This window comes from Halomonas organivorans (genome assembly GCF_014192055.1).
In the GTDB taxonomy this organism is placed as follows: Bacteria; Pseudomonadota; Gammaproteobacteria; order Pseudomonadales; family Halomonadaceae; genus Halomonas; species Halomonas organivorans.
The window spans coordinates 238404-262690 of the sequence record NZ_JACHXM010000004.1; the positions used below are offsets into that span (position 1 = coordinate 238404).

A 24287-nucleotide genomic window follows, 5' to 3' on the forward strand; every position below is an offset into this window, starting at 1 on the left:
TCCTGAGCCGGGGGCGCCTGCGGCGCCTTTCGCGCAGCGAGCTGCGCTCCCACGAAGACCTGCGCGGTGGCTCGGATCCACTGAGGGCGGCTTCGTCGGCGTGCTCTTCAGAGCCGGTCCGACGCCTCGGCGATTCGCTGCGCCAGCGGCGGCATTCTCATGCTCCTGAGCCGGGGGCGCCTGCGGCGCCTTTCGCGCAGCGAGCTGCGCTCCCACAGGGGGCTCCGGTGCCGTCGTCGATCAGGGCGTAGGCGCGAGGCAATATGCTGCACCACGCACCACGCACCACGCACCACGCACCACGCACCACGCACCACGCACCACGCACCACTCACCACTCACCAAAAAGCCCCGGATGATGCCGGGGCTGGAAGGGAACAGCACGAGGTTTCAATCCACGTGCTTGGTCTTCTCGGGCAAGAGCCCCTTGGGCGCGAAGCGCAGCACCAGGGTGATCAGCAGGCCGATCACGAACACCCGGGCCTGCAGCGCGCGGCTGTCCATGCTGGCAGGGGCATCCCAGCCGAAGGTGCTCTCGCCGAAGTGCACGGCCAGCTCCATCAGGAACAGCGCCAGCGGTTCGGACATCAGCCAGATGATGTAGACCGCCACGGCGCCGAAGATGGTGCCCAGGTTGTTGCCGGGGCCGCCGAGGATGACCATCACCAGCACCAGGAAGGTGTGGTTGAGCGGCAGGTAGCCCTGGGGATCGAACAGGCTGTTGAAGCTCGCCAGCACGGCGCCGCCGATGCCCATCAGGATGCAGCCCAGCACGAAGATTTCCAGGCGGCGCTTGTTGATGTCCTTGCCCATGGCCGCCGAGGAGATCTCGTTGTCGCGGATGGCGCGGATCATCCGCCCCCAGGGAGCGTGATAGGCGCGATGCAGCAGGAAGAAGATCGCCGCGATCATCACCGCCGTCACCGACAGGTACATGGCGCGAGCCAGGGTGAAGCCGACCTCGGCGGGCCCGGGCACCGGCCAGGGCAGCGGCGATACCGTGGCGGTGCCGCGGGTCAGCCAGTCGGAGTTCTTGAGGAAGGCTTTGATGATCTCGGCGATGCCGATGGTGGCGATGGCCAGGTAGTCGCTGCGCAGGCCCAGGCAGATATGGCCGATGAAGTAGCCCACGCCGCCGGCCAGCGCGCCGCCGACGATCCAGCCGACCCAGGCGGGCAGGCCCAGGCCGCCGATGAAGCCGGCCTGGGACTCGATCTGGTCGGCGACGCCGCGGAAGGCGCTGATCACCACCAGGTAGAGCACCACGGCCAGCACCACGGTGATGACGGTGCGCAGCTTCTTCGGCACGCCGATGCGGTCCAGCCGTGAGGCGCCGAACACCACGACCGCGGCGCCGACGATATAGGCCAGCACCACGCCCAGCTCGCCGGGCAGTGAAGAGTCCCAGAAGGCGTCATTGACCGGGACACTGAAGAACATGGCGCAGAAGCCGCCCAGCGCCACGAAGCCCATGACCCCGGCGTTGAACTGCCCGGCATAGCCCCACTGGATGGTCAGGCCCAGGGCCAGGATGGCGTAGCAGGAGGCCTCGACGAGCATGCGGGTGCTGTAGGCGGAGCCCATCATGCCGTAGACGCCCAGCACGGCGGCCAGCAGGACCACGAAGAGAATGACCTCGCGCAGCGGGAAACGGCGCGGTGCGGCGACGGTATCGGTGCGTGTCGTGCTCATCAGATCACCTTGCCCTTGAAGATGCCGGTGGGGCGCCACACCAGGATGGCGACGAGGATGAAGAAGGGCACCACGATCTTGTATTCGGTGCCGACGAAGGCCAGGTTGCCCGCCTGGGCCAGCCACTCCGGCAGGCTATCGCGGAAGGGCCTGAGCAGGATGCCCCAGTTGAACACCGCCAGCGTCTCGGCGAAGCCGACCACGAAGCCGCCGGCGATGGCGCCGTAGGGGTGGCCTACGCCGCCGACGATGGCCGCGGCGAAGATCGGCAGCAGCAGGAAGAAGCTCAGGTCGGGCTTGAAGGTCACGTCCAGCGACAGCAGGGTGCCGGCGATGGCGGCCAGGCCGCCGGCGATCACCCAGGTTACGGCGACGATGGTGTTGGTGTTGATGCCCGAGGCCTGGGCCAGCGCAGGGTTGTCGGACATGGCGCGCATGGCCTTGCCCAGCCGCGAGCGCGACAGGAAGAAGTGCAGCGCCACCACGCTGATCAGCGTCAGCGCGAACAGGTAGATCTGGGGCTCGGTGATCACCACCGGCACCCGCACGCCCTCGATGGGCAGCGGAATGCGGAAGATCTCCTTGCGATCGTCGACGTAGAGGCTCTCGCCGCCGGTGCCAGCGAACAGCCGGATCAGCCCCTGCAGCATCAGGGTGACGCCCAGCGAGGCGATGACCATGACGATCGGCTTGACGCCGTGGGCGCGCAGCGGCTTGTAGAAGGCGCGGTCGATGCCTACCGCCAGCACCGCGGTCAGTGCCATGGCGAACGGCAGCATGATCAGCGGCGTGGGAATGCCGATGGCCGCGCCGGCCTGTGGGAAGAGGGTGGTCAGCAGCAGCACCATGAAGGCGCCGAAGGTCATCATGTCGCCGTGGGCGAAATGGGCGAAGCGCATGATGCTGAAGATCAGCGTCACGCCCACCGCGCCGATGGCGTAGATCGAGCCGGCTACGCAGCCGGCGATCACCACGTTGTTGATGAAGAAGACGAGTTCGTTCACGGGATCTCTCCGATGTGCCGTCGGGGCGGGCTCAGCCGCCCAGGAAGCTCTTGGCGACCTCCGGGTCGGCCAACAGGGCCGCGCCGGTGTCGGTGAAGCGGTTCTGGCCGGCGGCCAGCACGAAGCCTTTGTCGGCGATGGCCAGCGCCTGCTTGGCGTTCTGCTCGACCATCAGGATGCCGACGCCGGCGGCGTTGACCTCCTTCACTCGTTCGAAGATCTCGTTCATGTACAGCGGAGAGAGCCCGGCGGTGGGTTCGTCGAGCAGCAGTACCTCGGGCTCGGCCATCAGCGCCCGGCCCATGGCGACCATCTGGCGCTGGCCGCCGGAGAGTTCGCCGGCGGGCTGGTGGCGCTTGTCGTAGAGCGGCGGGAAGAACTCGTAAATGCGCGACAGCATGCGCTTGACGTTGCCGGGCTTGAGGTAGGCGCCCATCTGCAGGTTTTCCTTCACCGTCAGGCTCGGGAAGACGTTGTATTCCTGGGGCACGAAGCCCATGCCCTTCTGGACGAGCTTGTTGGGCGGCAGGTTATGGATGGGTTCGCCGCGCAGCAGGATCTCGCCCTGGCTGACATGGAGCAGGCCGAACACGGCCTTGAGCATGGTCGACTTGCCGGCGCCGTTGGGGCCGACGATGACGCCGATCTCGTCGGCTTCGATGGACATGTTCACCCCGTTGAGGATGTTCATGCCGCCGTAGCCGCCATGCACGTCGCGTGCGTCGAGTAGTGGCATAGGTGGTTCTCTGCGTTGTCGTTATCGGGCGGGATCCGGCCGCCCCGTCGTTGTTGTGGTGCTTAGGCTGTCGGAGAGCCTTTACGCCGCCGGTGAGCCCCTAGGCGGCCGGTGAGCCGAAGTAGGCCTCGATGACCTCGGGGTTGTTCTGGATCTCCTCGATGGTGCCTTCGACCATCACGCTGCCCTGGGCGAGCACGATCACCGGATCGCAGAGCCGCGCGATCATGTCCATGTCGTGCTCGATGACCAGGAAGGTGTAGCCCATCTCGCGGTTGAGGCGCTCGATGTTGCCGACCAGGTCGCCGAGCAGGGTGCGGTTGACCCCGGCGGCGATCTCGTCGAGCAGCACCACCTTGGCGTCGGTCATCATGGTGCGGCCGAGCTCAAGGAGCTTCTTCTGGCCGCCGGAGAGGTTGCCGGCGAGCTCGTTGCGCACGTGATGCAGGCCGACGAAGTCGATCACCTCCAGCGCCCGGCGCCGCACCTCGGCCTCTTCCCGGCGTACCTCGCCCGGCTTGAGCCAGGTGGCGAACAGGTTCTCGCCGGCCTGCTTGGGCGGCACCATCATCAGGTTCTCCAGCGCCGTCAGGTTCGAGAACTCGTGGGCGATCTGGAAGGTGCGCAGCAGCCCCTTGTGGAACAGCTGGTCGGCGGGACGATTGGTGATGTCCTCGCCGTCGAACAGGATCTGTCCGGTGTCCAGGGGCAGGGCGCCGGCGATGATGTTGAACAGCGTCGACTTGCCGGCGCCGTTGGGGCCGATCAGCCCGGTGATCGAGCCTTCCTCGACCTGCAGGGAGCAGTCGTTGATGACCTTGAGGCCGCCGAAGGCCTTGTTGACGTGTCGAACGTCGATGATGGCTGACATGTCACACCTGTGATGGATTGTTCATTGTTGTGAGATCGCGCGATGGCTCATGAGGCATGGCGCTCCGCCAGGAAGCTGCGGCCGGCGGCGAAGGCCCCCACGATCACTACGGCCCCGATGGTGGGGATCCAGTAGCCCTGCACCTGGGGAATGGTGCGCAGGAACACGAAGGCCACGGCGGCCGGGGCCACGAAGCGTACCAGCAGGCGCCAGACCTGGAACCAGGCTTCGCCGGTGCGCATTTCCTTCATTACCTCGCCGTGGGTGAGGGCCCAGCCGGCAAACAGCGAGATCAGCAGGCCGCCGAGCGGCATGAAGATGTTGGTGAGCAGTTCGAGCAGGCCGAAGGCGCTGCGCCCGAAGAGGGCGTGGAAGATCGAGTCCTGAGCCCAGCGATTGAAGCTGAACACGGTGAGCAGGCCCAGCGCCCAGCTGGCGATGACCATGACGGAGACCGCCTGGGGGCGGCTGAGGTCGAAGCGTTCGACCAGATAGGCGGCCACCGGCTCGATCAGCGAGATCGCCGAGCTCAGCGCGGCGCCCAGCACCAGGATGAAGAAGATGGCGCCGACCAGGGCGCCACCGGGCATCTCGGCGAAGGCCAGCGGCAGGGTGACGAACATCAGCCCCGGGCCCTCGGCGGGATCCAGCCCTGCACCGAACACCAGCGCGAAGATCGCCAGGCCGGCGATCAGCGCCACGGCGGTGTCGACGATGGCGATGGTGAAGGCGGTGCGGGTCAGCGAGGCTTCGCCGGACATGTAGGCGCCGTAGGCCATGATGGCTCCCATGCCGAGGCTCAGGGTGAAGAACGACTGGCCCATGGCCGCCAGCCAGCCCTCGAGGCTGAGGTCGGCGACGTTGAAGGTGAACAGGAAGTCGGCGGCGCCGCCCAGGTCGCCGATCATGGCGGCGTAGGCCAGTACCACCATCAGGATCACGAACAATGCCGGCATCAGGATGCGCAGGCTGTTCTCGATGCCGCGGTGAATGCCGAGCCCGACCACCAGCGCCGAGGCGCCGATGAACAGGGTGTGATAGAGGGTCAGCAGCGCCGGTGAGGCCAGTAGGGCGTCGAAGCCCGCAGCCACGGTGTCGGCGTCGGCGCCCTGCAGCGAACCGGTGAGCATGCGGCCGGTGTAGTGGATCGCCCAACCGGCGATCACCGAATAGAAGCTGAGGATGATGAAGGCCGACACGGCGCCCAGCCAGCCGATCGATTCCCAAGCTCGTGAGGTCTTGTGGGTGCGGGTCAGAAAGCGCATGCCCATGATCGGGCTGCGCCGGCTGTTGCGGCCGAGCATGGTCTCGGCGATCAGGATCGGAATGCCGACGGCGAAGATGGTCAAGGCATAGATCAGCAGGAAGGCGCCGCCACCGTTTTCACCGGCCAGGTAGGGGAAGCGCCACAGGTTGCCGAGCCCCACCGCCGAGCCGACCGCGGCGAGCAGGAAGGTTCCCTTGTGCGTCCAGACGTTGTGCGTGCTCATCGGGTGTCCGCAATTGCGTGTCGGCCTCGCGCCATGACCTTGTGGGTCATTGAAGAGTGGGCCGCGATGTCCTGCGCTGGGATGACCAGCTCTGTGGTCATCAACTTTGCGATAGACCCGGGGCCCTTGACTAGTCGACTTGCGTTTAGGGGCCGTTGGCGGCGCGGATGGTAATCCGGCACCTGGCTCAGTCCCGGTCGTCGTCCGCCGCGGGGTGGCGGGGTTCCATGGCGCGCAGGGCGTCGGGCAGTCGCACGGTGTCGCCGAGTGTCACGTCATCGACGCTGTGCTGGCGACGGCCGTTGTCGGCGGCGATCAGTGCGACCACCTCGCCGATGCTGGTGTCCTCGACCCGGGCTTCGACGCGCACGCGCACCGTGAAACCGTGGAAGCGTGCGCTGATGATGCTGCCCTCATGGGGCTCCGGATAGTCCTGAGGATGGTCGGCGTAATAGCGCTCCACGCTGGCGCTGCCGGGGTCGTCCCATTCGACGTGCTTGTGCATTGGGCTCACCTCCTTGGAGTAAGACGTAGGCATCAGCATAGCCTTCGACGGCGGGCGGGGGCTATCAACGCAGCAGGCGCTCGGCCCCGACGCAAAGAGCCCGCCGTGGGGCGGGCTCTCTCTGCGTCATGGCCGCCGAGGCGATGGCGCTTACTTCTTCTTGGCGCGCTTGCGCTCGTTCTCGGCGAGCAGCTTCTTGCGCAGGCGGATGTGGTTGGGGGTGATTTCCACCAGCTCGTCGTCATCGAGGAACTCGATGGCCTGCTCCAGGGTGAAGCGAACCGGCGGCGTGAGCACCAGGTTCTCGTCGTTGCCCGAGGCGCGCATGTTGTCGAGCTTCTTGGCCTTGGTGGGGTTGACCACCATGTCTTCGGCGCGGCTGTTGATGCCGACCAGCATGCCTTCGTAGACCTCGGTGCCGTGCTCGATGATCAGCTTGCCGCGGTCCTGCAGGGCGAACAGCGCGTAGGCCAGGGCCTTGCCGGAGACCATCGACACCAGTACGCCGTTGCGGCGCTCGACCGAGGCGTCCGGCTTGAGCGGGCCGTAGTGGTCGAAGCGGCTGGTCAGGATGCCGGTGCCCGAGGTCAGGGTCAGGAACTGGCCGCGGAAACCGATCAGCCCGCGCGCGGGGATGATGAAGTCGAGGCGTACCCGGCCCTTGCCGTCGGGGTTCATGTTCTTGAGCTCGCCCTTGCGGTAGCCGAGCTCTTCCATGATGGCGCCCTGGTGCTGCTCTTCGCAGTCGATGATGACTTCTTCGTAGGGCTCCTGAGACACGCCGTCGATCTCGCGGATGATGACCTCGGGGCGGCCCACGGCCAGCTCGAAGCCTTCACGGCGCATGCTCTCGATCAGCACCGAGAGATGCAGCTCGCCACGGCCGGAGACGATGAACTTCTCGGGGCTCTCGCCCTGCTCGACGCGCAGCGCGACGTTGTGGATCAGCTCCTGGTCGAGGCGATCCTTGATGTTGCGGCTGGTGACGAACTTGCCGTCCTTGCCGGCGAACGGCGAGTCGTTGACCTGGAAGGTCATCGACACGGTGGGCTCGTCCACGGTCAGCGCCGGCAGCGCCTCGACGGCGGCCGGGTCGCACAGCGTGTCGGAGATCGCCAGGTCCTCGATGCCGGTGATGCAGATGATGTCGCCGGCGGTGGCTTCCTCGGTCTGCACGCGCTCCAGGCCGAGGTGGGTCATCACCTGGCCGATCTTGCCGCGGCGGGAGTTGCCTTCCTTGGAGACGACGGTGACCTGCTGGTTCGGCTTGACGTTACCGCGGGTGATGCGGCCCAGGCCGATGACGCCGACGTAGCTGTTGTAGTCGAGCGCCGAGATCTGCATCTGGAAGGGCGCTTCCAGCTCGACCTTGGGCGGTTCGACGATGTCGACGATGGCCTTGAACATCGGCGACATGTCGTCGGCCAGCTGGTCCGGCTCGGGACCGGCCACGCCGTTGAGCGCCGAGCAGTAGATGATCGGGAAGTCGAGCTGCTCGTCGCTGGCGCCGAGATTGTCGAACAGGTCGAAGATCTGGTCGATGACCCAGTCCGGGCGTGCGCCGGGGCGGTCGATCTTGTTGACCACCACGATCGGCTTGAGGCCCTGGTCGAAGGCCTTCTGGGTGACGAAGCGGGTCTGCGGCATCGGGCCGTCGACGGCGTCGACCATCAGCAGCACCGAGTCGACCATCGACATGACGCGCTCTACCTCGCCGCCGAAGTCAGCGTGTCCGGGAGTGTCGACGATGTTGATGTGGTAATCGCGCTCCTCAGGGCTTTGCCAGCGGATCGCCGTGTTCTTGGCCAGGATGGTGATGCCGCGTTCCTTCTCCTGGTCGTTGGAGTCCATGATCCGTTCCTGGCCCTCGGCCTTGCGGTCCAGGGTGCCGGACTGCTGGAGGAGCTTGTCGACCAGGGTGGTCTTGCCGTGGTCGACGTGAGCGATGATGGCAATGTTGCGAAGATTCTCGATCACGACGGGATCCTGCTGGGAAAATTGGGGTGGCATTATAGGGTCAGGACCTTGACGCTACCAGCCTTGTCGGTGGGAAACCGGGGGGTTGGGCACTCCTGCCCATGGATTCAAGGACCTGCGGAGGTGACAGGATGCCGTCGGCAGGAAGCGATGGCGAGTCGCCCCATGCACCTTCGTGGTGCGCGACGATGTGTTTTGCGCCATTTGGGTGCGTTTTTGGTGGCTGTTGCGGCGCCATGAGAGGGTATGGGGCGAAGCAGTGATCTTGCACCCTCATGGCGCGAATTTTTTTCTCCTTGCTTCTCAGATTGTTATGCGCTTGATCGTCATGGGTGGCGCTATTTTGGCACGCTGGCTGCATTATTTGGGGCAGTGCCATGGTCGTTCATGGCGGCGTGGGCATCACGCCTACGGCATGCTACAACGTCGACTGGACACCACCGCGACCGGCGACAGAGATAAGCGGAATACCCGATAACCAGCCATTACCTGGAGGACCTCATGTCCGAGAAGACTCTCGCCCTGATCGAAGAACATGACGTGAAGTGGGTCGACCTGCGCTTCACCGACACCAAAGGCAAGGAACAGCACGTCACCATTCCGGCTCGCGACGTCGACGAGGAGTTCTTCGAGAACGGTCAGATGTTCGACGGCTCCTCCATCTCCGGCTGGAAGGGCATCAACGAGTCCGACATGATTCTGCGCCCGGAGGACGGCACCGGCTTCCTCGACCCCTTCACCGAAGATGCCACCCTGATCCTTCGCTGTGACATCATCGAGCCGGCCACCATGCAGGGCTACGAGCGTGACCCGCGCTCCATCGCCAAGCGCGCCGAGGCCTACCTGCAGTCCACTGGCCTGGGCGACACCGCCTTCTTCGGCCCCGAGCCCGAGTTCTTCATCTTCGACGAGGTGCACTGGAAGGCCGATATCGAAGGCGCCATGTACAAGATCACCTCCGAGGAAGGCGCCTGGGCCACCGACCGTCAGGTCGAGGGTGGCAACCTGGCGCACCGTCCGCGCGTCAAGGGCGGCTATTTCCCGGTGCCGCCGGTCGACAGCTTCCACGACATCCGTGGCGCCATGTGCAACACCCTCGAGGCCATCGGCCAGTCCGTCGAGGTGCACCACCACGAAGTCGCCAACGCCGGCCAGAACGAGATCGGCGTCAAGTTCAACACCCTGGTGAAGAAGGCCGACGAGCTTCAGGAAATGAAGTACGTGGTGCACAACGTGGCCCACGCCTACGGCAAGACCGCCACTTTCATGCCCAAGCCGCTGGTCGGTGACAACGGCTCCGGCATGCACGTCCACCAGTCCTTCTGGAAGGACGGCGAGAACCAGTTTGCCGGCGACCAGTACGCGGGCCTGTCTGAAATGGCGCTGTACTACATCGGTGGCATCATCAAGCACGCTCGTGCCCTGAACGCCTTCACCAACGCTTCCACCAACTCCTACAAGCGTCTGGTGCCGGGCTTCGAAGCGCCGGTGATGCTGGCCTACAGCGCCCGCAACCGCTCCGCTTCCATCCGCATTCCGTACACCGCCAGCCCGAAGGGCAAGCGCGTCGAGGCTCGCTTCCCCGACCCGACCGCCAACCCGTACCTGTGCTTCGCGGCGATGCTGATGGCCGGCATCGACGGCATCAAGAACAAGATCCACCCCGGCGACGCCATGGACAAGAACCTCTATGACCTGCCGCCGGAAGAAGGCAAGTCCATCCCGACCGTGGCCGAGAGCCTGGACCAGGCCCTGGCGGCACTGGCCGAAGACCGTGCCTTCCTGACCGAGGGTGGCGTGTTCACCGACGAGATGATCGACGCCTACATCGAGCTCAAGGAAGAGGACGTCGAGCGCCTGCGCATGACCACGCATCCGGTCGAGTTCGACATGTACTACAGCTGCTGAGGCCGCGCGGCGCCCAGCGCCGCGCCCCGGCTTGAAAAGGCACGCCTTCGGGCGTGCCTTTTTCATTCCACCGCTCTCTACTCACTCCGCGCCATTCGCACTATTCCACTCACCACTCACCCATGGATCACCATATGCCCGGCGATGCCCAGGGCGAAGCCCAGCACCGCGCCCAGCGGTGGGCCCCAGTGGCGCTCCAGCCGGGCCTGGGGCGCCAGATCCTGGAACACCGAGTAGAGGATACCGCCGGCGGCGAACAGCATGACCGCGCCCACCGCGGCGGGGTAGTCGGCGAGCCACCAGTAGCCGCTCAGCCCCGCCAGCGGGCCCAGCCATGCCATGGCGAAGAACAGTGCCAGCAGGCGACGGGGCGAGTAGTGGGTGTTCTCGCGCAGCTCACGGTAGGCATTGAAGCCCTCCGGGAGGTTCTGCAATGCCATCAGCAGGGCCAGCAGCACGCCGCTGCCGCCGCCGTAGGCGAAGGCGGCGCCCAGTGCCAGGGCCTCGGGCAGGAAATCGGAAAGCATGGCGGAGAGCTGGCTGGCGGAGGCGCCGCTGCGATTGAGGGCGATATCGAGGCCCATGAAGGCCAGCCCGCCGGCCAGGAACCAGGCAACGGCCGGCAGCGGGGGGAGGTCGTCGAAACTGTTGGGCACCAGCACGAGGGCCACTGCCGAGAGCAGCGCTCCGCCGCCGAAAGCGATGATGCCGTGGCGCAGCTCGGTTTCCAGCCAGTTGGCGCCGATACGCTCCTCCTGGGCGATCCAGCCGCCCAGCGGCATCGCCATGCCCGCCATCAGGGTCAGGATGACAACCTCGTGCCACGCTTCCATGCCGAATGTTCCTCGCCTCTGGATGTCGGAAGGATATTCTACCGGCATTCATGGTGGGCACGAATGGTGGGCACGAATGGCGGGCACGAATGGCGGGCACGAATGCGGATTCCGCTGCCGCGGCCGCTTGGGTTAGGCTGTTCATGGGGTCGCCATGCCCACCGATAGCGAGGCGAACGCCGCCGATTCCGGGGGAGCTGCATGATGAAGGGACTGATGTTGCTGCTGCTGGGGCTCACGATCAGCCTGCCGGCCGCCGCCCAGACCATCTACCGCACCACCGATGCTCAGGGCAACGCGGTATTCACCGACGATCCGCAGCGTGGCGGCGAGGCGGTGGAGCTCGACCCGGTCACCGTGGTGCCGTCCGGGAAGGTGCGAGTGGAGGAGCGGGCCCCTGTGGTGCAGCAGGCGCCCCAGCGTGATACGTCCATGCAACCCTTCATGCCCTACGACGTGTTCGCGATCGCCTCTCCCGAGCAGCAGGCGACCCTGCCGACCGGCGCCGCCGGCAACGTGCAGGTGCGGCTGGACATTCATCCCGCGCTGCGCGATGACCATCAGGTGCGCCTGTTGCTGGATGGCCGGCTCAGCCAGTCGGCCATGCATACCGACACCTTCCTGCTGTCCAACCTGGACCGCGGCGAGCACGTGGTGCAGGCCGAACTGCTCGATGCCTCGGGTGCGGTGCGCCACCGCACCTCGCCGGTGACCCTCTACGTCCAGCGAGCCAGCGTCAACCTGCCCCGCAATCCCAATAACCCGTCCGGTTAGCTGCCCCCTCGCCGGGCACCTCGGCCGCTGTGCCCGGACGGTACCTCGAGGCCCTGTCATTCACCGCCGGTGCGTGGCGAGGGGCGCCATGATGCCTTCGAGCATGCCGAGCGCATATCCGAGGGTCGTGCCTTCCGCCATGCCGAACGCCTGCGCGGCGACCGTCCCCAGGAGGGCGTGCGCCTGAAGCGGGAGCACGACTCGCGGCACGAATTCCAGCGGGAGCATGGCAAGCTACGGTCGCACCCTCGCGAGGCGCCCACCGGGCAATAAGCGCTGCCTGACAGTGCGTGCACCAGGGTGGTGCACTAAAGTGGTGCATATCCCCCGTGCGGAATCGCCGTGGGGCGCCGTGATGAGGCCCTCCCCAAAGTGGCGCGCTTATTGCAATGATCTTTTTGCACAGAGCCTTGCGCTGACCTCTTCGCCATGGACTGGAGGGTGACCGCTCACTTCGTTGTCGGGAATGCACCAATGTATCAACGCCTCATGGAACACCTCACCACCGCCGTGCTGCTGCTGGACGGTCAGCTGCGGCTGCGCTGGATGAATCCGGCGGCGGAAGCCCTGCTGGCGCTGAGCCGGGCACGGGTGACCGGTCTGGCGTTGCCGGGGCTGGTCGATGCCGAGGAGGACATCGGCGGTCTGTTGGCCAAGGCGCGCGACGAGTTCCATCCGTTCACCCAGCGCGAGGCCCGGCTGACCCTGCCGACCGGCGAGGTCCAGACGGTGGACTACACCGTTACGCCGCTGTCGCCGGATGAGTTGCTGCTGGAGGTGGAGCCCCGCGACCGGCTGCTGCGCATCTCCCGGGAGGAGGCACTACAGACTCGCCAGGAGACCATCAAGGTGCTGGCCCGTGGGCTCGCCCATGAGGTCAAGAATCCGCTGGGAGGCATCCGGGGCGCCGCCCAGTTGCTGGAGCGGGACCTGGAAGACCCCCAGCTCACCGAGTTCACTCGGATCATCGTCGAGGAGGTCGATCGGCTGCGCGACCTGGTGGACTCCATGCTTGGTCCCAATCGGGTCAGCCGGCATGAGCCGCTCAACGTCCACCGGGTATTGGAGCGAGTGCGCGCGCTGGTGGCCGTGGAGCACCCCGAGGTGGCGATCACCCGCGACTACGATCCCAGCCTGCCCGACCTGATCGGCGACGAGTCCCAACTGATCCAGGCCATCCTCAACGTGGCGCGCAATGCCGTGGAGGCGATGACCGAGGCCGGGATAGAGGGGCCGGCCCTGGTGCTGCGTACCCGAGCGCGCCGCCAGTTCACCCTGGGGGCCGAGCGTCACCGCCTGGTGTGCGAGGTGAGCATCCTCGACAACGGGCCCGGCATCCCCGACGCGCTCAAGGAGACGCTGTTCTACCCCATGGTGTCCGGCCGTGCCGAGGGCAGTGGCCTGGGACTGTCCATCGCCCAGTCGATCCTTCATCAGCATCAAGGGCTGATCGAGTGCGACTCCCGGCCGGGCAAGACCGAATTCCGATTGCTGATACCGCTGGAGACATCCCATGACTGAAGCCGCACGCGTCATGGTCGTCGATGACGATCGTGCCATCCGCTGGGTGCTGGAGCGCGCCCTGGCACAGCCCGATCTGGCGGTCGAGTGCGTCGACCGGGCCGACCGGGTGCTGGAGCGGCTACTCGAGAGCCCACCCGACGTGTTGGTGACCGATATCCGCATGCCGGGGATCGACGGCCTGGACCTGATGGCGCGGGTTCGCGAGGCGCACCCGGAGCTGCCGGTGATCGTGATGACCGCCCACTCGGACCTCGACAGCGCAGTGGCCTCCTATCAGGGCGGGGCCTTCGAGTACCTGCCCAAGCCGTTCGACGTCGACGAGGCCCTGGCTCTGGTGCGCCGGGCCGTGGCCCACGCCCGCGAGCGCCAGCGCCCGGTTCACGCCCCAGAGGGGCTGGATGCGGAGATCATCGGCGAGGCGCCGGCCATGCAGGAGGTGTTCCGCGCCATCGGCCGGCTGTCGCAGTCGCACATCACGGTGCTGATCAACGGCGAGTCCGGTACCGGCAAGGAGCGGGTCGCCCAGGCCCTGCATCAGCACAGCCCGCGCGCCGGCAAGCCATTCATCGCCCTGAACATGGCGGCGATTCCCCGCGACCTGATCGAATCCGAGCTGTTCGGCCACGAGAAAGGCGCCTTCACCGGCGCCACCGCCCAGCGCCAGGGGCGCTTCGAGCAGGCCGACGGTGGCACCCTGTTCCTCGACGAGATCGGCGACATGCCCGCCGAGACCCAGACCCGACTGCTGCGGGTACTGGCCGACGGCGAGTTCTACCGGGTCGGCGGCCACACCTCGGTGAAGGTGGACGTGCGGATCATCGCCGCCACCCACCAGAACCTGGAAGGGCTGGTCGATGAGGGACGCTTCCGCGAGGACCTGTTCCACCGTCTCAACGTCATTCGCGTCCACTTGCCGAAGCTCGCCGACCGGCGCGAGGACATCCCGCGCCTGGCACGCCACTTTCTGGCCGAGGCCGCCAAGGAACTGTCCACCGACGCCAAGGTGCTGACCGAGGAGGCCGAGGCGCACCTGACGCGGCTGGCCTGGCCGGGTAACGTCCGCCAACTGGAAAACACCTGCCGCTGGCTGACGGTGATGGCCTCGGGCCGTGAGGTGCTGGTCGAGGATCTGCCGCCGGAGCTGCGCGACGGCGACGAGGGCGGCGCCGCCGGCGACTGGCGGTTGGCCTTCCGCGACTGGGCCGATCGAGCGCTCGCCGCCGGCCATACCCATCTGCTGGAAGAAGCCGTTCCGGACTTCGAGAAGATCCTCATCGAGACCGCGCTCAAGCACACCGGCGGACGCAAGGGCGAGGCCGCCGAACTGCTCGGCTGGGGCCGCAATACCCTGACCCGCAAGCTCAAGACGCTGCTGCCGGAGATGGCGGAGGACTGAGCTGCGAGCTGCGAACGAGGGAAGTGAGCAGCGAAGCGCAAGGTGCGAAAGGCGCTGACGATCTTCGTAGGAGCGCAATTTATTGCGCGAAGGGCGCCGCAGGCGCCTGGCGGTATCCGCCGAGGGTGATGCTGTCGCCGCCGCTGACGCGGCGGATCGCGCAGCGAGCTGCGCTCCCACCATGGTCTTCATGCCAAGGTGCGAAGAACCCAAATCAAGGCTCTTCGCAGATCAGCGTGAAGCCGCTGCCCAGCCCAGTTTGGCATGGTAGCAGCGCTCTGCAGAGCCGGTCCGACGCATCGGCGAAGGGCGCCGCAGGCGTCTGGCGGTATCCGCCGAGGGTGATGCTGTTGCCGCCGCTGACGCGGCGTATCGCGCAGCGAGCTGCGCTCCCACCATGGTCTTGATGCCAAGGTGCGAAGATCCCAAATCAAGGCTCTTCGCAGATCAGCGTGAAGCCACTGCCCAGTCCACCATGGCCTTCATGCCAAGGTGCGAAGAGTCCAAATAAAGAGGGGCGCCGACCGAGTCGGCGCCCCTCTCTTATATTGGCTTTAGTTCAATGGTAACGCTACACCCCGCTCAGCCGCGGGCGAGCGGCTGGGTGCGCTTCTCGAGCCAGGCCAGGGCATCGCCCTCGAGCTTGGGTGCGAGCCGGCTGCGGACCTCGGCGTGGTAGGCGTCGAGCCAGTCGGCCTCGGCGGGGTCGAGCAGGTCGGCGTCGATGGGTCGGCTATCGATGGGGCACAGGGTCAGCGTCTCGAAGCGCAGGAAGTCGCCGAACTCGCTGGCCTCGGCGGGGCGGTTGGCGGCCAGGTTCTCGATGCGGATGCCCCACTGACCCGGGCGATACACGCCGGGCTCGATGGAGGTGATCATCCCCGGCTGCATGGCGGTGTGCGGCGCTGCCGGCGCGTACCAGGCGATCACCTGCGGGCCCTCGTGGACGTTGAGGAAGTAGCCCACGCCGTGGCCGGTGCCGTGGCCGTAGTCGCGGCCGCTGGCCCACAGCGGGGCGCGGGCGATGGCATCCAGGTGCGGCGAGGGGATGCCCAGCGGGAACTGGGCCCGGGACAGGGCGATGGTGCCCTTGAGCACTCGGGTGTAGTCCTCGCGGTGGGCGTCGGTGATTTCGCCCACCGGCACCACCCGGGTGATGTCGGTGGTGCCGCCGTGGTACTGGCCGCCGGAGTCGATCAGCAGCAGGCCGTTGCCGGCGATGGTGGCGTGGGCCTCCTGCGTGGCGTGGTAGTGGGGCAGCGCACCGTTGGCGTTGTAGGCGGCGATGGTGCCGAAGCTGCGGCTGACGAAGCCGGGGCGACGGGCGCGGGCGGCGGTGAGCTTCTCGTCCACGGTCAGCTCGGTGACCGTCTCGCCGCGTTCGAGCGCCGCCTCGAGCCAGGCGAAGAACTCGCACAGCGCGGCGCCGTCTTCTTCCATGGCCTCGCGTACGTGGGCCAGGTCGGCATCGCTCTTGCAGCCCTTGGCCAGGGTGCTGGGCTGGTAGGCCTCGGCCAGGTGCGCGCCTTCGGGCAGCGCCTGACGGGTGCCCAGGGTCAGCTTGGCCGGGTCGATCAGCACGCGGGCCTCGCCCGGAAGCGTATTGAGGCGGCGATGCCAGTCGGCGTAGTCGGCTACCGCGATGCCATCCTCGGCCAGCGCCGCCGTCAGGGCATCGTCGAGTTTGCCCGGCGCGACGAACAGCGTAGCGGCGTCGCGGCCTACCAGCAGGTGGGAGAGGAACACCGGATTGAACTCGACGTCGGCGCCGCGCAGCTGAGTCAGCCAGGCGATGTCGTCCAGGGTCGAGATGGGGTGCCAGTCGGCGCCGTGCTCGGCCATGGCCTGGCGGACCCGAGCCAGCCGCTCGCTGCGAGTCTCGTCGAGGTAGGCGGCCGGGTGTGCGTAGAGCGGCGCCTCGGGCAGCGCCGGGCGTTCCGGCCAGATGGCATCGAGCAGGTCCATGTCGCCGCGCAGGCGAATGCCTGCCGGGGCCAGATGGGCCTCGAGGCGACGGGCGTTGGCCAGCGACACCACGTCGGCGTCGAATCCCAGGGTCGCGTTCTCGCCGAGCTGTTCGGCGAGCCAGCGCATCGGTGCGTCGGGCTGGCCGGGCTGCAGCTTCATCAGCGCGATGCCGCTGCCCGCCAGCTGTTCTTCGGCTTGCACCCAGTAGCGGCTATCGACCCACACGCCGGCGGCGTCCTGGGTGATGACCAGGGTGCCCACCGAGCCGTCGAAGCCCGACAGCCAGGCGCGGCCGGCCCAGTGCTCGGGCAGGTACTCGGAGTTGTGCGGGTCGGAGGAGGGCAGCCACCAGGCATCGATGGCATGCTCGCGCATGGCCTCACGCAGGGCGTTGAGGCGTTGGCGTGCGGTGTCGGCACTGGATGAGGTCATGCTCAGGCTCCCGTCTGGTAGGTGGCGTCGGCGCGCGCGCGATGGGCGGCGGCCGGGTCGATGAGGCGATGGTGTCCGAGCATGCGCTTGAACACCGGGACGAGCAACAGCAGCACCGCGGCGAAGATCACCAGGGCGATGGCCGAGCGGCCGAACAGCTCCGGCAACTGCTGGACTTCCTCGGGATTGACGTGGCCGCCGATCAGGCCCGCGACCAGGTTGCCGAGCGCCGAGCCGGTGAACCACAGGCCCATCAACTGGCCTTGGGTGCGCCGCGGAGAGAGACCGGACATGGTGGATAGCCCCACCGGCGACAGGCACAGCTCGCCCAGCGTCAGCAGCAGCATGCTGGCGATGATCCACAGCGGCGAGACCAGCCCCGTGCCGCTGAGCACGCGCTGGGCGGCCAGCACCATCAGGCCGAAGCCGCAGGCGGCCAGCAGCAGGCCGAACACGAACTTCATCGGGCTGCCGGGTTCCAGGCGGCGGCGCCCCAGGGCCGGCCATAGCCAGCCGAACAGCGGCCCGAGCAGCACGATGAAGATGGGGTTCAGGGACTGGAACCAGACGGTGGGAATCTCCCAGCCGAACAGTCCGCGGTCGGTGTAATTCTCGGCGAACAGGTTATAGGAGGTGGGCTGCTGCTCGAAGGCCGCCCAGAAGAAGGCGGCGGCGACGATCAGCACGAAGCACACGGTGACCCGGGCGCGTTCGTCGCCGTTCAGGCCGCTGAACAGCATCAGGTAGGCATAGAAGCCCAGCGCCACCACGATCAGCGCCGTGGTCATGCCCTCGGCGAGGGCTCGGGCGTCGATGTGGAGGACGCCGGTGGTGGCCAGCACCACCAGGCCGGCGAGCAGGGCCATGAAGCCGGTGACCCAGGCGCCCACGTGGCGGCGGCGCTGGGCCGGGGCGTCCCAGCTGGCGGCGCGACCGCGTTCGATGTCGGCGCGCTGCATGGCCGGCACCGCCCACAGGCGGAAGATCAACAGCGCGACCAGCATGCCGAGCCCGCCGATGCCGAAGCCCCAGTGCCAGCCCCAGGTCTCCATCAGCACGCCGCTCATCAATGGAGCCAGCAGGGCGCCGAGGTTGATGCCCATGTAGAAGATGGCGAAGCCGCCGTCGCGGCGCACGTCACCCTCGTCGTAGAGGCTGCCTACCATCACCGAGATGCAGGTCTTGAACAGCCCCGAGCCGAGCACGATCAGGATCAGGCCGACGAAGAAGGCTGGCGCCCCGAGCAGCGCCGAAAGTGCGATGCTCAGGTGGCCAAGCGCGATCAACACCGAGCCGTACCACACCGCGCGGCGCTGGCCGAGCCAGTTGTCGGCCAGCCAGCCGCCGGGCAGGGCGGCGAGATAGATGGCGCCGGCGTAGAGGCCGACGATGGCGGCAGCGGTCTTCTCGTCGAAGCCAAGGCCGCCGTCGATCAGTGAGGCGGCGATGAACAACACCAGCATCGGGCGGATGCCGTAGTAGGAGAAGCGTTCCCACATCTCGGTGAAGAACAGCGGCCCGAGGGGGCGAGGATGGCCGAAGAAGCCGCGATCCCGTCGGGACGCGGAGGCGTCGTGGGTGGAAGTCATGAAACGTCTGCCTTGTGAGTAGCTTGTGGCGTTGTTGCTCGCGCCGGGCGAGAGGCAGCAGGTGTCATGTGTCAGATGACATCGCTGGCAATATCGTTTTTTGCTGAATTTTTTTCTGCTTGGCGCGGTTGCGGCGGACGATTCTATGGTTTTTTGTTAGACGGCGAAATGCCTGCGCGGCCTCGACCCAAGAAGATGACGCGATCCTGTAAGCCTGCCCGCCCCATCATCGGGGTCCTTTCATCAACAAAAGGCTAATTTGAGCGCTTCCTGGCGCTGCCTATAGTGATCCGACGTCGCATCGACGTGCCCGTAACCCGGAAAGGAGGCCGCTGCCATGTCCACTCTCGATGGTTTCGAGCGCCAGCCTTCGCGAGTCCATGTCACCGAGGTGGGGCCTCGGGATGGGTTGCAGAACGAGCCGGTGGTGCTGACCACCGCCGAGAAACTCGAGCTGATCCACGCACTGGTGGCGGCGGGCGTCAACGCCTTCGAGATCACGTCGTTCGTCAGCCCCCGGGCCGTGCCGGCGCTGGCCGATGCCGGCGAGCTGGTGGCCGAACTACGTGGCCTCGACGGCGTTCATCTGTCGGCGCTGGTGCCCAACCGGCGTGGCGCCGAGCGGGCGCTGGAAGCCGGCATCGATGCGGTAGTGATGTTCGTCTCGGCTTCGGAAACCCATAACGCCAAGAACGTGAATCGCACCGTGGACGCCTCCCTGGCAGGGTTCGAGGAGGTGGCGAGGCTGCTGGAGGGTAGCGAGGTCGAGCTGCGCGGGGCGATCGCCACCAGTTTCGGCTGCCCCTTCGAGGGAGATGTCGAGGTGGCCGCCGTGGGGCGGATCGCCCGGCGTTTTGCCGACCTCGGCGTTCGCCATGTATCACTCGGCGACACGACTGGCATGGCCACGCCGCCGCTGGTTACCGAGCGCATTCGCCATCTACGCGAGGTGGCTCCGCAGATCGCACCTACCCTGCACTTCCACAACACCCGCGGTATCGGGCTTGCCAACGTCATGCAGGGACTGGCCCTGGGAGTGGACCGCTACGAGAGCTCCATCGGCGGGCTCGGCGGCTGTCCGTTCGCGCCCGGGGCATCGGGCAACATCGCCAGCGAGGATCTGGTCTATCTGCTGGATGAAATGGGCATCGACTCGGGCATCGACCTCGCGCGGATGATCGAGGCGGCGAGGGTCGCGACTCGGCTGATGGGGCGCGATCTGCCGGGCCAGGTGTCCAAGGCCGGAGCGCGCCTGACGCTCAGCGATTGTTCCGCCGTACCCACTGCACGAGGATGAGCATGCCGGATTCTGCGTCTCACACGACGGGTTCCTTGCAGGGAATTCGCGTCATCGATCTGACCCGGGTGATCTCCGGGCCCTTCTGCACCCAGATGCTCGGCGACCACGGGGCCGAGGTGATCAAGGTCGAACCTCCCGGGCGCGGCGACATCGTGCGCTCCCAGGGCAACATGGTGAACGGCTTCAGCTGGTACTTCGCCCAGTTCAATCGCAACAAGCGCTCCCTGACCCTCGACCTGCGCCAGGAGGAAGGCAAGGCGATCCTCAATCGGCTGCTGGAAGATGCCGACGTGCTGGTGGAAAACTTCCGCCCCGGTGTCATGGCCAGGATGGGGCTCGACGATGCCACCCTGCGCGAGCGTTTTCCGCACCTGGTGGTGGGGCGCATCAACGGCTTCGGCTCCAGCGGCCCGTATCGCGACCGTCCGGCCTACGACTTCATCGCCCAGGCGATGAGCGGCTTCATGGGCGTGAACGGTCGAGAGGGCGGCGAGCCGATGCGTGCCGCGCCGCCGATCAGCGACATGGTGGCCAGCCAGAACCTGGCCTTCGGCATCAGTGCGGCGCTGGTGCGCCGCGAGCGCACCGGCCAGGGCGAGATCGTCGAGACCGCCCTGACCAACGGCCTGATCGGCATGATGGGGTATCTGGCGGCGGAGTATTTCGCTACCGGCGAGGTGCCCAAGCGCACCGGCAACGATCATCCCATGCTCTATCCCTATGGCCTGTTCCAGGCCAGCGACGGTGAGGTGGCCATCGCGCCGAGCAACGACATCATGGTCGAGCGCTTCCTCGGTGCCCTGGACATGCTGTCGCTGCTGGAGGACGAACGCTTCCTCGACAACCGGCGACGCATGGACAACCGCGAGGCGCTGCGCGAGATCCTCAACCGGGTGATCGAGACGCGCAGCGTGGATGAGTGGATTGCGCACTTCAATGCTGCCGGCGTGCCCTGCGGCCGCGTTCACGATCTGCGCGAGACCTTCGAGGATCCCCAGGTCCTGGCCCAGCAAATGACCCTGGAGCTTGACCAGGGGGCCTACGGCAAGGTACCGACCACCGGCTTCCCGGTGAAGATGCAGGAAGCCCCCGCGTCGATACACCATCCCGTGCCCCAGTTGGGCGAGCACACCGAGGCGATCCTCGCCGAGCTGGGCCTGGCCGATGCCGAATGCGATACGCTGCGGGCAAAAGGCATCATCTGATCCCCTTCTCGGGGGACGCGAGCGACAACAATAAGGACTAGGAGCGACGACATGCCGATCAATACCACGAAGATCATTCCGCGCCTGGGTATTTCCGCCCTGCTGGGCGTGGGCCTGGCGGTCAGCCTGCCCAGCCAGGCGCTGCCCATCGACGAGTGCATCGCTCCCGCCGACCCCGGCGGCGGCTGGGACTTCACCTGCCGTTCGGTGGGCAAACTGCTGCATGACCTGGACCTGGTCGAAGGAAACGTCCAGGTGACCAACATGCCGGGGGGCGTGGGCGCCGTGGCATTCTCCAACGTCGCCGGCAAGCGCGCTGACGACAGCAACCTGATGGTGGCCACCAGCACCGTGGGCATGACCCAGATCGCCCAAGGGCGCTATCCGGGCGATGCCGACACCATGCGCTGGCTGGGAATGCTCGGCACCGACGTGGGCGTGATTCTGGTCGATGCGGACAGCCCCTACCAGACTCTCGATCAGCTGCTCCAGGCCATCGTCGAGGATCCCACCTCGGTGGTCATGGCCGGCTCCAGCGGCGCCGGTGGCTGGGACCACATCCGGGCGCTGATGCTGGCCAAGGCGGCGGGGCTGCCGGGCGATCGCATCGGCGCGCTGCGCTGGGTGCAGTTCGACGGCGGCGGCCCGGCCGTGACCCAGATGATGGGCGGCCACGTGGATGCGGTCTCCACCGACCTGGGCGAGATCGCCGGCTTCATCGAATCCGGCGACGTGCGGGCCCTGGCGGTGCTCTCCGAGGAGCCGCTGCCCGAGCCCTTCGACGAACTGCCGACGGCCGTCTCGCAGGGCTATGACGTGACCGGCTACAACTGGCGCGGCTTCTATACCGGCGGCGAGGTGTCGGACGACGATTACGCCGCCATGGTCGACACCCTGCATACCCTCTACCAGAGCGACGAGTGGAAGGAGGTGGCGGCGCAGAACGGCCTGGTGCCGCTGTGGCGCGGCGGCGACGAGTTCAGTGACTTCGTGCGCGAGTCGATCGATAGCGTCGAGGCCATCTCCCGGGAGATCGGGGTCATCCAGTGAGCGATGACGCCTCGGTGAGCCATGCCGCCCTCGGCGATCGGATCGCCGGGGCGGTGCTGGCGCTATTGGCGCTGGGCGCTTGGTGGCATTCCCATACCTTCGTCACCGGCTTCATGCAGCCGGTGGGGCCGGGGGTCTTCCCCCGGCTGGTCAGCGTGCCGCTGGGCGTTCTGGCGCTGTATCTGATCGCCCGCCCCGGCATCAATCAGCGCTGGCCGGGGCAGGCGGCGCTGGTTCGCCAGCTCGGCATGCTGCTGTTGCTGGGCTGCTACGGCGCCGTGCTCGAGCCGCTGGGCTTCGTGCCCGCGACCCTGTTGGCCACCGTGCTGCTGATGCGCCTGTTCGGGGCCCGCTGGCGCCAGGCCCTGCCTTACGGCGTGCTGCTGGGCCTGGCGCTCTTCGTGCTGTTCGAGTTTGCCCTGGGCATTCCCTTGCCCGACATGCCCGGTTGGAGTGTGTAGCGTTCCGCCATGGAAATATTCGATTCCCTCATGCACGGGTTTGCCGTGGCGCTGCAGCCCGAGCATCTGCTGCTGGCGCTGATCGGCTGTACCGTCGGCACCCTGGTCGGGGCCTTGCCGGGGCTGGGCCCGGTGAATGGCGTGGCCTTGATGATCCCGCTGGCGTTCAATTTCGGTCTGGCGCCCACCGCGGCGCTGATCCTGCTGGTCAGCGTCTACTACGGCTGCATGTACGGTGGGCGTATCAGCTCCATCGTGCTCAACATCCCCGGCGACGAGCCGGCGATGATGACGACCCTCGACGGCTATCCGATGGCGCGCGCCGGCCGCGGCGGCGAGGCGCTGGGGCTGTCCGCCGTGGCGTCCTTCGTCGGGGCGACCATCGCCACCATCGGGCTGACGCTGTTCGCCCCCCTGCTGGTCACGGTGGCGATCCGCTTTGGCCCCGCCGAGTACTTCGCCCTGTTCATGCTGGCCTTCGCCACGATCGGCGGCGTGACCTCCGGCAGCTTTACCAAGAGCTTCATCGCAGCCTGCCTGGGCCTGCTGCTGGGCACGGTGGGCATCGATCCTGTCAGCAGCGTGGCCCGTTACACCTTCGGCTGGTACGAGCTGTATGACGGGATCGACTATCTGGTGGCATTGATCGGACTGTTTGCGATCTCCGAGTGCCTGCTGTTTCTGGAGCGCGACCAGCATCAGCGTGTCGCTCCCATGCAGCTCGGCTCGGCCGTGCCGGGCATGCGGCAATCGCTGAGCTGCGCCTCGACCATCGGGCGCGGCTCGGTGATCGGTTTCATCGCCGGCGTGCTGCCGGGGGCGGGGGCCTCGCTCGGCAGCTTCCTCTCCTACGTGCTGGAGAAGCGATGGTGGGGAAGCAAGGGACGCTTCGGAAGCGGGGATCCCCGCGGGGTGGCGGCGCCGGAGTCCGGCAACAACGCCGCCGCCGGTGGTGCCTTGATCCCCATGCTGTCGCTGGGCATCCCGGGGAGCGGTACCACCGCGATCCTGCTGGCGCTGCTGCTGTCGATGAACATCACGCCGGGGCCGCTGCTCTTCGAACAGCAGCCGGAGATGGTCTGGGGGCTGGTGGCGGCGCTGTTCATCGGCAATGTCATGCTGCTGGTGCTCAACATCCCGCTGGTGGGGCTGTTCGCCAAGGTGCTGCAGGCACCGTCGTGGTTCCTGATGCCGATGGTGGTGCTGGTGGCCTTCGTGGGGGTCTATTCGCTCAACAACAGCCCCTTCGACCTCTACATGATGCTGGCCTTCGGCGTGCTCGGCTACGTACTACGCAAGCTCGAGATCCCCACGGTGCCGGTGGTGCTCGGCCTGCTGCTGGGCGGCCAGATGGAGTTCAACCTGCGACGTGCGATGGCGATCACCGGCGGCGACTGGAGCATCCTGTGGAGCAGCGGCATCTCCATCGGCATCTACCTGTTCGCCATTACCCTGCTGGTTGCCGGCTTGATCTATGCGTGGCTGGTCAAGCAGCGACTGGAGTGAACGAAAAGCGCTGCGGCCGCTTGGGCGAGTCGTCTCCCGGTGCCAGAATGGGATCCTCAAGGAGGA

Annotated in this window: 20 protein-coding genes; 9 read left to right on the forward strand and 11 right to left on the reverse strand. The window is 66.8% G+C overall.

Going from position 1 to position 24287, the window contains the following annotated elements:
- Nucleotides 1-390 precede the first annotated feature (390 nt).
- The 7 genes from FHR96_RS06800 to typA all read right to left on the reverse strand — a co-directional run bounded on the left by FHR96_RS06800 (nt 391) and on the right by typA (nt 8275).
- Nucleotides 391-1692 (reverse strand): branched-chain amino acid ABC transporter permease, encoded by a 1302-nt coding sequence (locus FHR96_RS06800; RefSeq protein WP_183386897.1) that lies wholly within the window; start codon nt 1690-1692, stop codon nt 391-393.
- Nucleotides 1692-2696, reverse strand: a complete 1005-nt coding sequence (locus tag FHR96_RS06805; protein ID WP_183386898.1) for an ABC transporter permease subunit — start codon at nt 2694-2696, stop codon at nt 1692-1694. The genes FHR96_RS06800 and FHR96_RS06805 overlap by 1 nt, the downstream gene beginning before the upstream one ends.
- Before the next feature lie 31 nt (nt 2697-2727).
- Nucleotides 2728-3432, reverse strand: a complete 705-nt coding sequence (locus FHR96_RS06810) for an ABC transporter ATP-binding protein (RefSeq protein ID WP_183386899.1) — start codon at nt 3430-3432, stop codon at nt 2728-2730.
- Between the two features lie 100 nt (nt 3433-3532).
- Nucleotides 3533-4303, reverse strand: a complete 771-nt coding sequence (locus FHR96_RS06815; protein WP_183386900.1) for an ABC transporter ATP-binding protein — start codon at nt 4301-4303, stop codon at nt 3533-3535.
- Nucleotides 4304-4350: 47 nt separating this feature from the next.
- A complete protein-coding gene (locus FHR96_RS06820) occupies nt 4351-5793 on the reverse strand; it encodes a sodium-dependent transporter (RefSeq protein ID WP_183386901.1) in 1443 nt (480 codons plus the stop codon).
- Nucleotides 5794-5980: 187 nt separating this feature from the next.
- On the reverse strand, nt 5981-6298 hold the full coding sequence (locus tag FHR96_RS06825; protein WP_183386902.1) for a hypothetical protein: 318 nt from the start codon (nt 6296-6298) through the stop codon (nt 5981-5983).
- A 150-nt stretch (nt 6299-6448) separates the two neighbouring features.
- The gene (gene typA, locus FHR96_RS06830) at nt 6449-8275 is read right to left on the reverse strand and encodes a translational GTPase TypA (protein WP_183386903.1); all 1827 of its coding nucleotides are present in this window, start codon (nt 8273-8275) and stop codon (nt 6449-6451) included.
- A 501-nt stretch (nt 8276-8776) separates the two neighbouring features.
- Here typA and glnA point away from each other — a divergent pair.
- The gene (gene glnA / locus FHR96_RS06835; RefSeq protein ID WP_183386904.1) at nt 8777-10183 is read left to right on the forward strand and encodes a glutamate--ammonia ligase; all 1407 of its coding nucleotides are present in this window, start codon (nt 8777-8779) and stop codon (nt 10181-10183) included.
- A 116-nt stretch (nt 10184-10299) separates the two neighbouring features.
- Here the strand turns inward: glnA and FHR96_RS06840 are convergent, their stop codons facing one another.
- Nucleotides 10300-11016 carry a ZIP family metal transporter gene (locus tag FHR96_RS06840; RefSeq protein WP_183386905.1) on the reverse strand — a complete coding sequence of 239 codons (717 nt, stop codon included), beginning with the start codon at nt 11014-11016 and terminating at the stop codon, nt 10300-10302.
- Nucleotides 11017-11217: 201 nt separating this feature from the next.
- Between FHR96_RS06840 and FHR96_RS06845 the strand changes: the two genes are divergently transcribed.
- The gene (locus tag FHR96_RS06845) at nt 11218-11790 is read left to right on the forward strand and encodes a DUF4124 domain-containing protein (protein ID WP_183386906.1); all 573 of its coding nucleotides are present in this window, start codon (nt 11218-11220) and stop codon (nt 11788-11790) included.
- A gap of 60 nt (nt 11791-11850) precedes the next feature.
- On the opposite strand, the gene FHR96_RS06850 is transcribed toward FHR96_RS06845, so the two are convergent.
- Nucleotides 11851-12018 carry a hypothetical protein gene (locus FHR96_RS06850; RefSeq protein ID WP_183386907.1) on the reverse strand — a complete coding sequence of 56 codons (168 nt, stop codon included), beginning with the start codon at nt 12016-12018 and terminating at the stop codon, nt 11851-11853.
- 246 nt (nt 12019-12264) lie between these two features.
- Between FHR96_RS06850 and glnL the strand changes: the two genes are divergently transcribed.
- Nucleotides 12265-13311 carry a nitrogen regulation protein NR(II) gene (gene glnL, locus FHR96_RS06855; RefSeq protein ID WP_183386908.1) on the forward strand — a complete coding sequence of 349 codons (1047 nt, stop codon included), beginning with the start codon at nt 12265-12267 and terminating at the stop codon, nt 13309-13311.
- On the forward strand, nt 13304-14710 hold the full coding sequence (gene glnG / locus FHR96_RS06860) for a nitrogen regulation protein NR(I) (protein WP_183386909.1): 1407 nt from the start codon (nt 13304-13306) through the stop codon (nt 14708-14710). The genes glnL and glnG overlap by 8 nt, the downstream gene beginning before the upstream one ends.
- A 582-nt stretch (nt 14711-15292) precedes the next feature.
- On the opposite strand, the gene FHR96_RS06865 is transcribed toward glnG, so the two are convergent.
- Complete coding sequence (locus FHR96_RS06865) at nt 15293-17110, reverse strand: aminopeptidase P family protein (protein WP_183386910.1); 1818 nt, start codon at nt 17108-17110, stop codon at nt 15293-15295.
- Between the two features lie 2 nt (nt 17111-17112).
- Nucleotides 17113-18699: a peptide MFS transporter gene (locus FHR96_RS06870; RefSeq protein ID WP_183386911.1), complete on the reverse strand. Its 1587-nt coding sequence runs from the start codon at nt 18697-18699 to the stop codon at nt 17113-17115.
- Nucleotides 18700-19036: 337 nt separating this feature from the next.
- Between FHR96_RS06870 and FHR96_RS06875 the strand changes: the two genes are divergently transcribed.
- From FHR96_RS06875 to FHR96_RS06895, 5 genes are read left to right on the forward strand one after another with little or no spacing between them, the layout of a single operon-like run.
- Nucleotides 19037-19996, forward strand: coding sequence for a hydroxymethylglutaryl-CoA lyase (locus FHR96_RS06875; RefSeq protein ID WP_183386912.1), 960 nt, complete (start codon nt 19037-19039; stop codon nt 19994-19996).
- Between the two features lie 35 nt (nt 19997-20031).
- Nucleotides 20032-21204, forward strand: coding sequence for a CaiB/BaiF CoA transferase family protein (locus tag FHR96_RS06880; RefSeq protein WP_246392826.1), 1173 nt, complete (start codon nt 20032-20034; stop codon nt 21202-21204).
- Nucleotides 21205-21255: 51 nt separating this feature from the next.
- A complete protein-coding gene (locus tag FHR96_RS06885) occupies nt 21256-22254 on the forward strand; it encodes a Bug family tripartite tricarboxylate transporter substrate binding protein (protein ID WP_183386914.1) in 999 nt (332 codons plus the stop codon).
- Complete coding sequence (locus FHR96_RS06890) at nt 22251-22715, forward strand: tripartite tricarboxylate transporter TctB family protein (RefSeq protein WP_183386915.1); 465 nt, start codon at nt 22251-22253, stop codon at nt 22713-22715. Before FHR96_RS06885 ends, FHR96_RS06890 begins: the two co-directional genes overlap by 4 nt.
- Nucleotides 22716-22724: 9 nt before the next feature.
- Nucleotides 22725-24221 (forward strand): tripartite tricarboxylate transporter permease, encoded by a 1497-nt coding sequence (locus FHR96_RS06895; protein WP_183386916.1) that lies wholly within the window; start codon nt 22725-22727, stop codon nt 24219-24221.
- Nucleotides 24222-24287 lie beyond the last annotated feature (66 nt).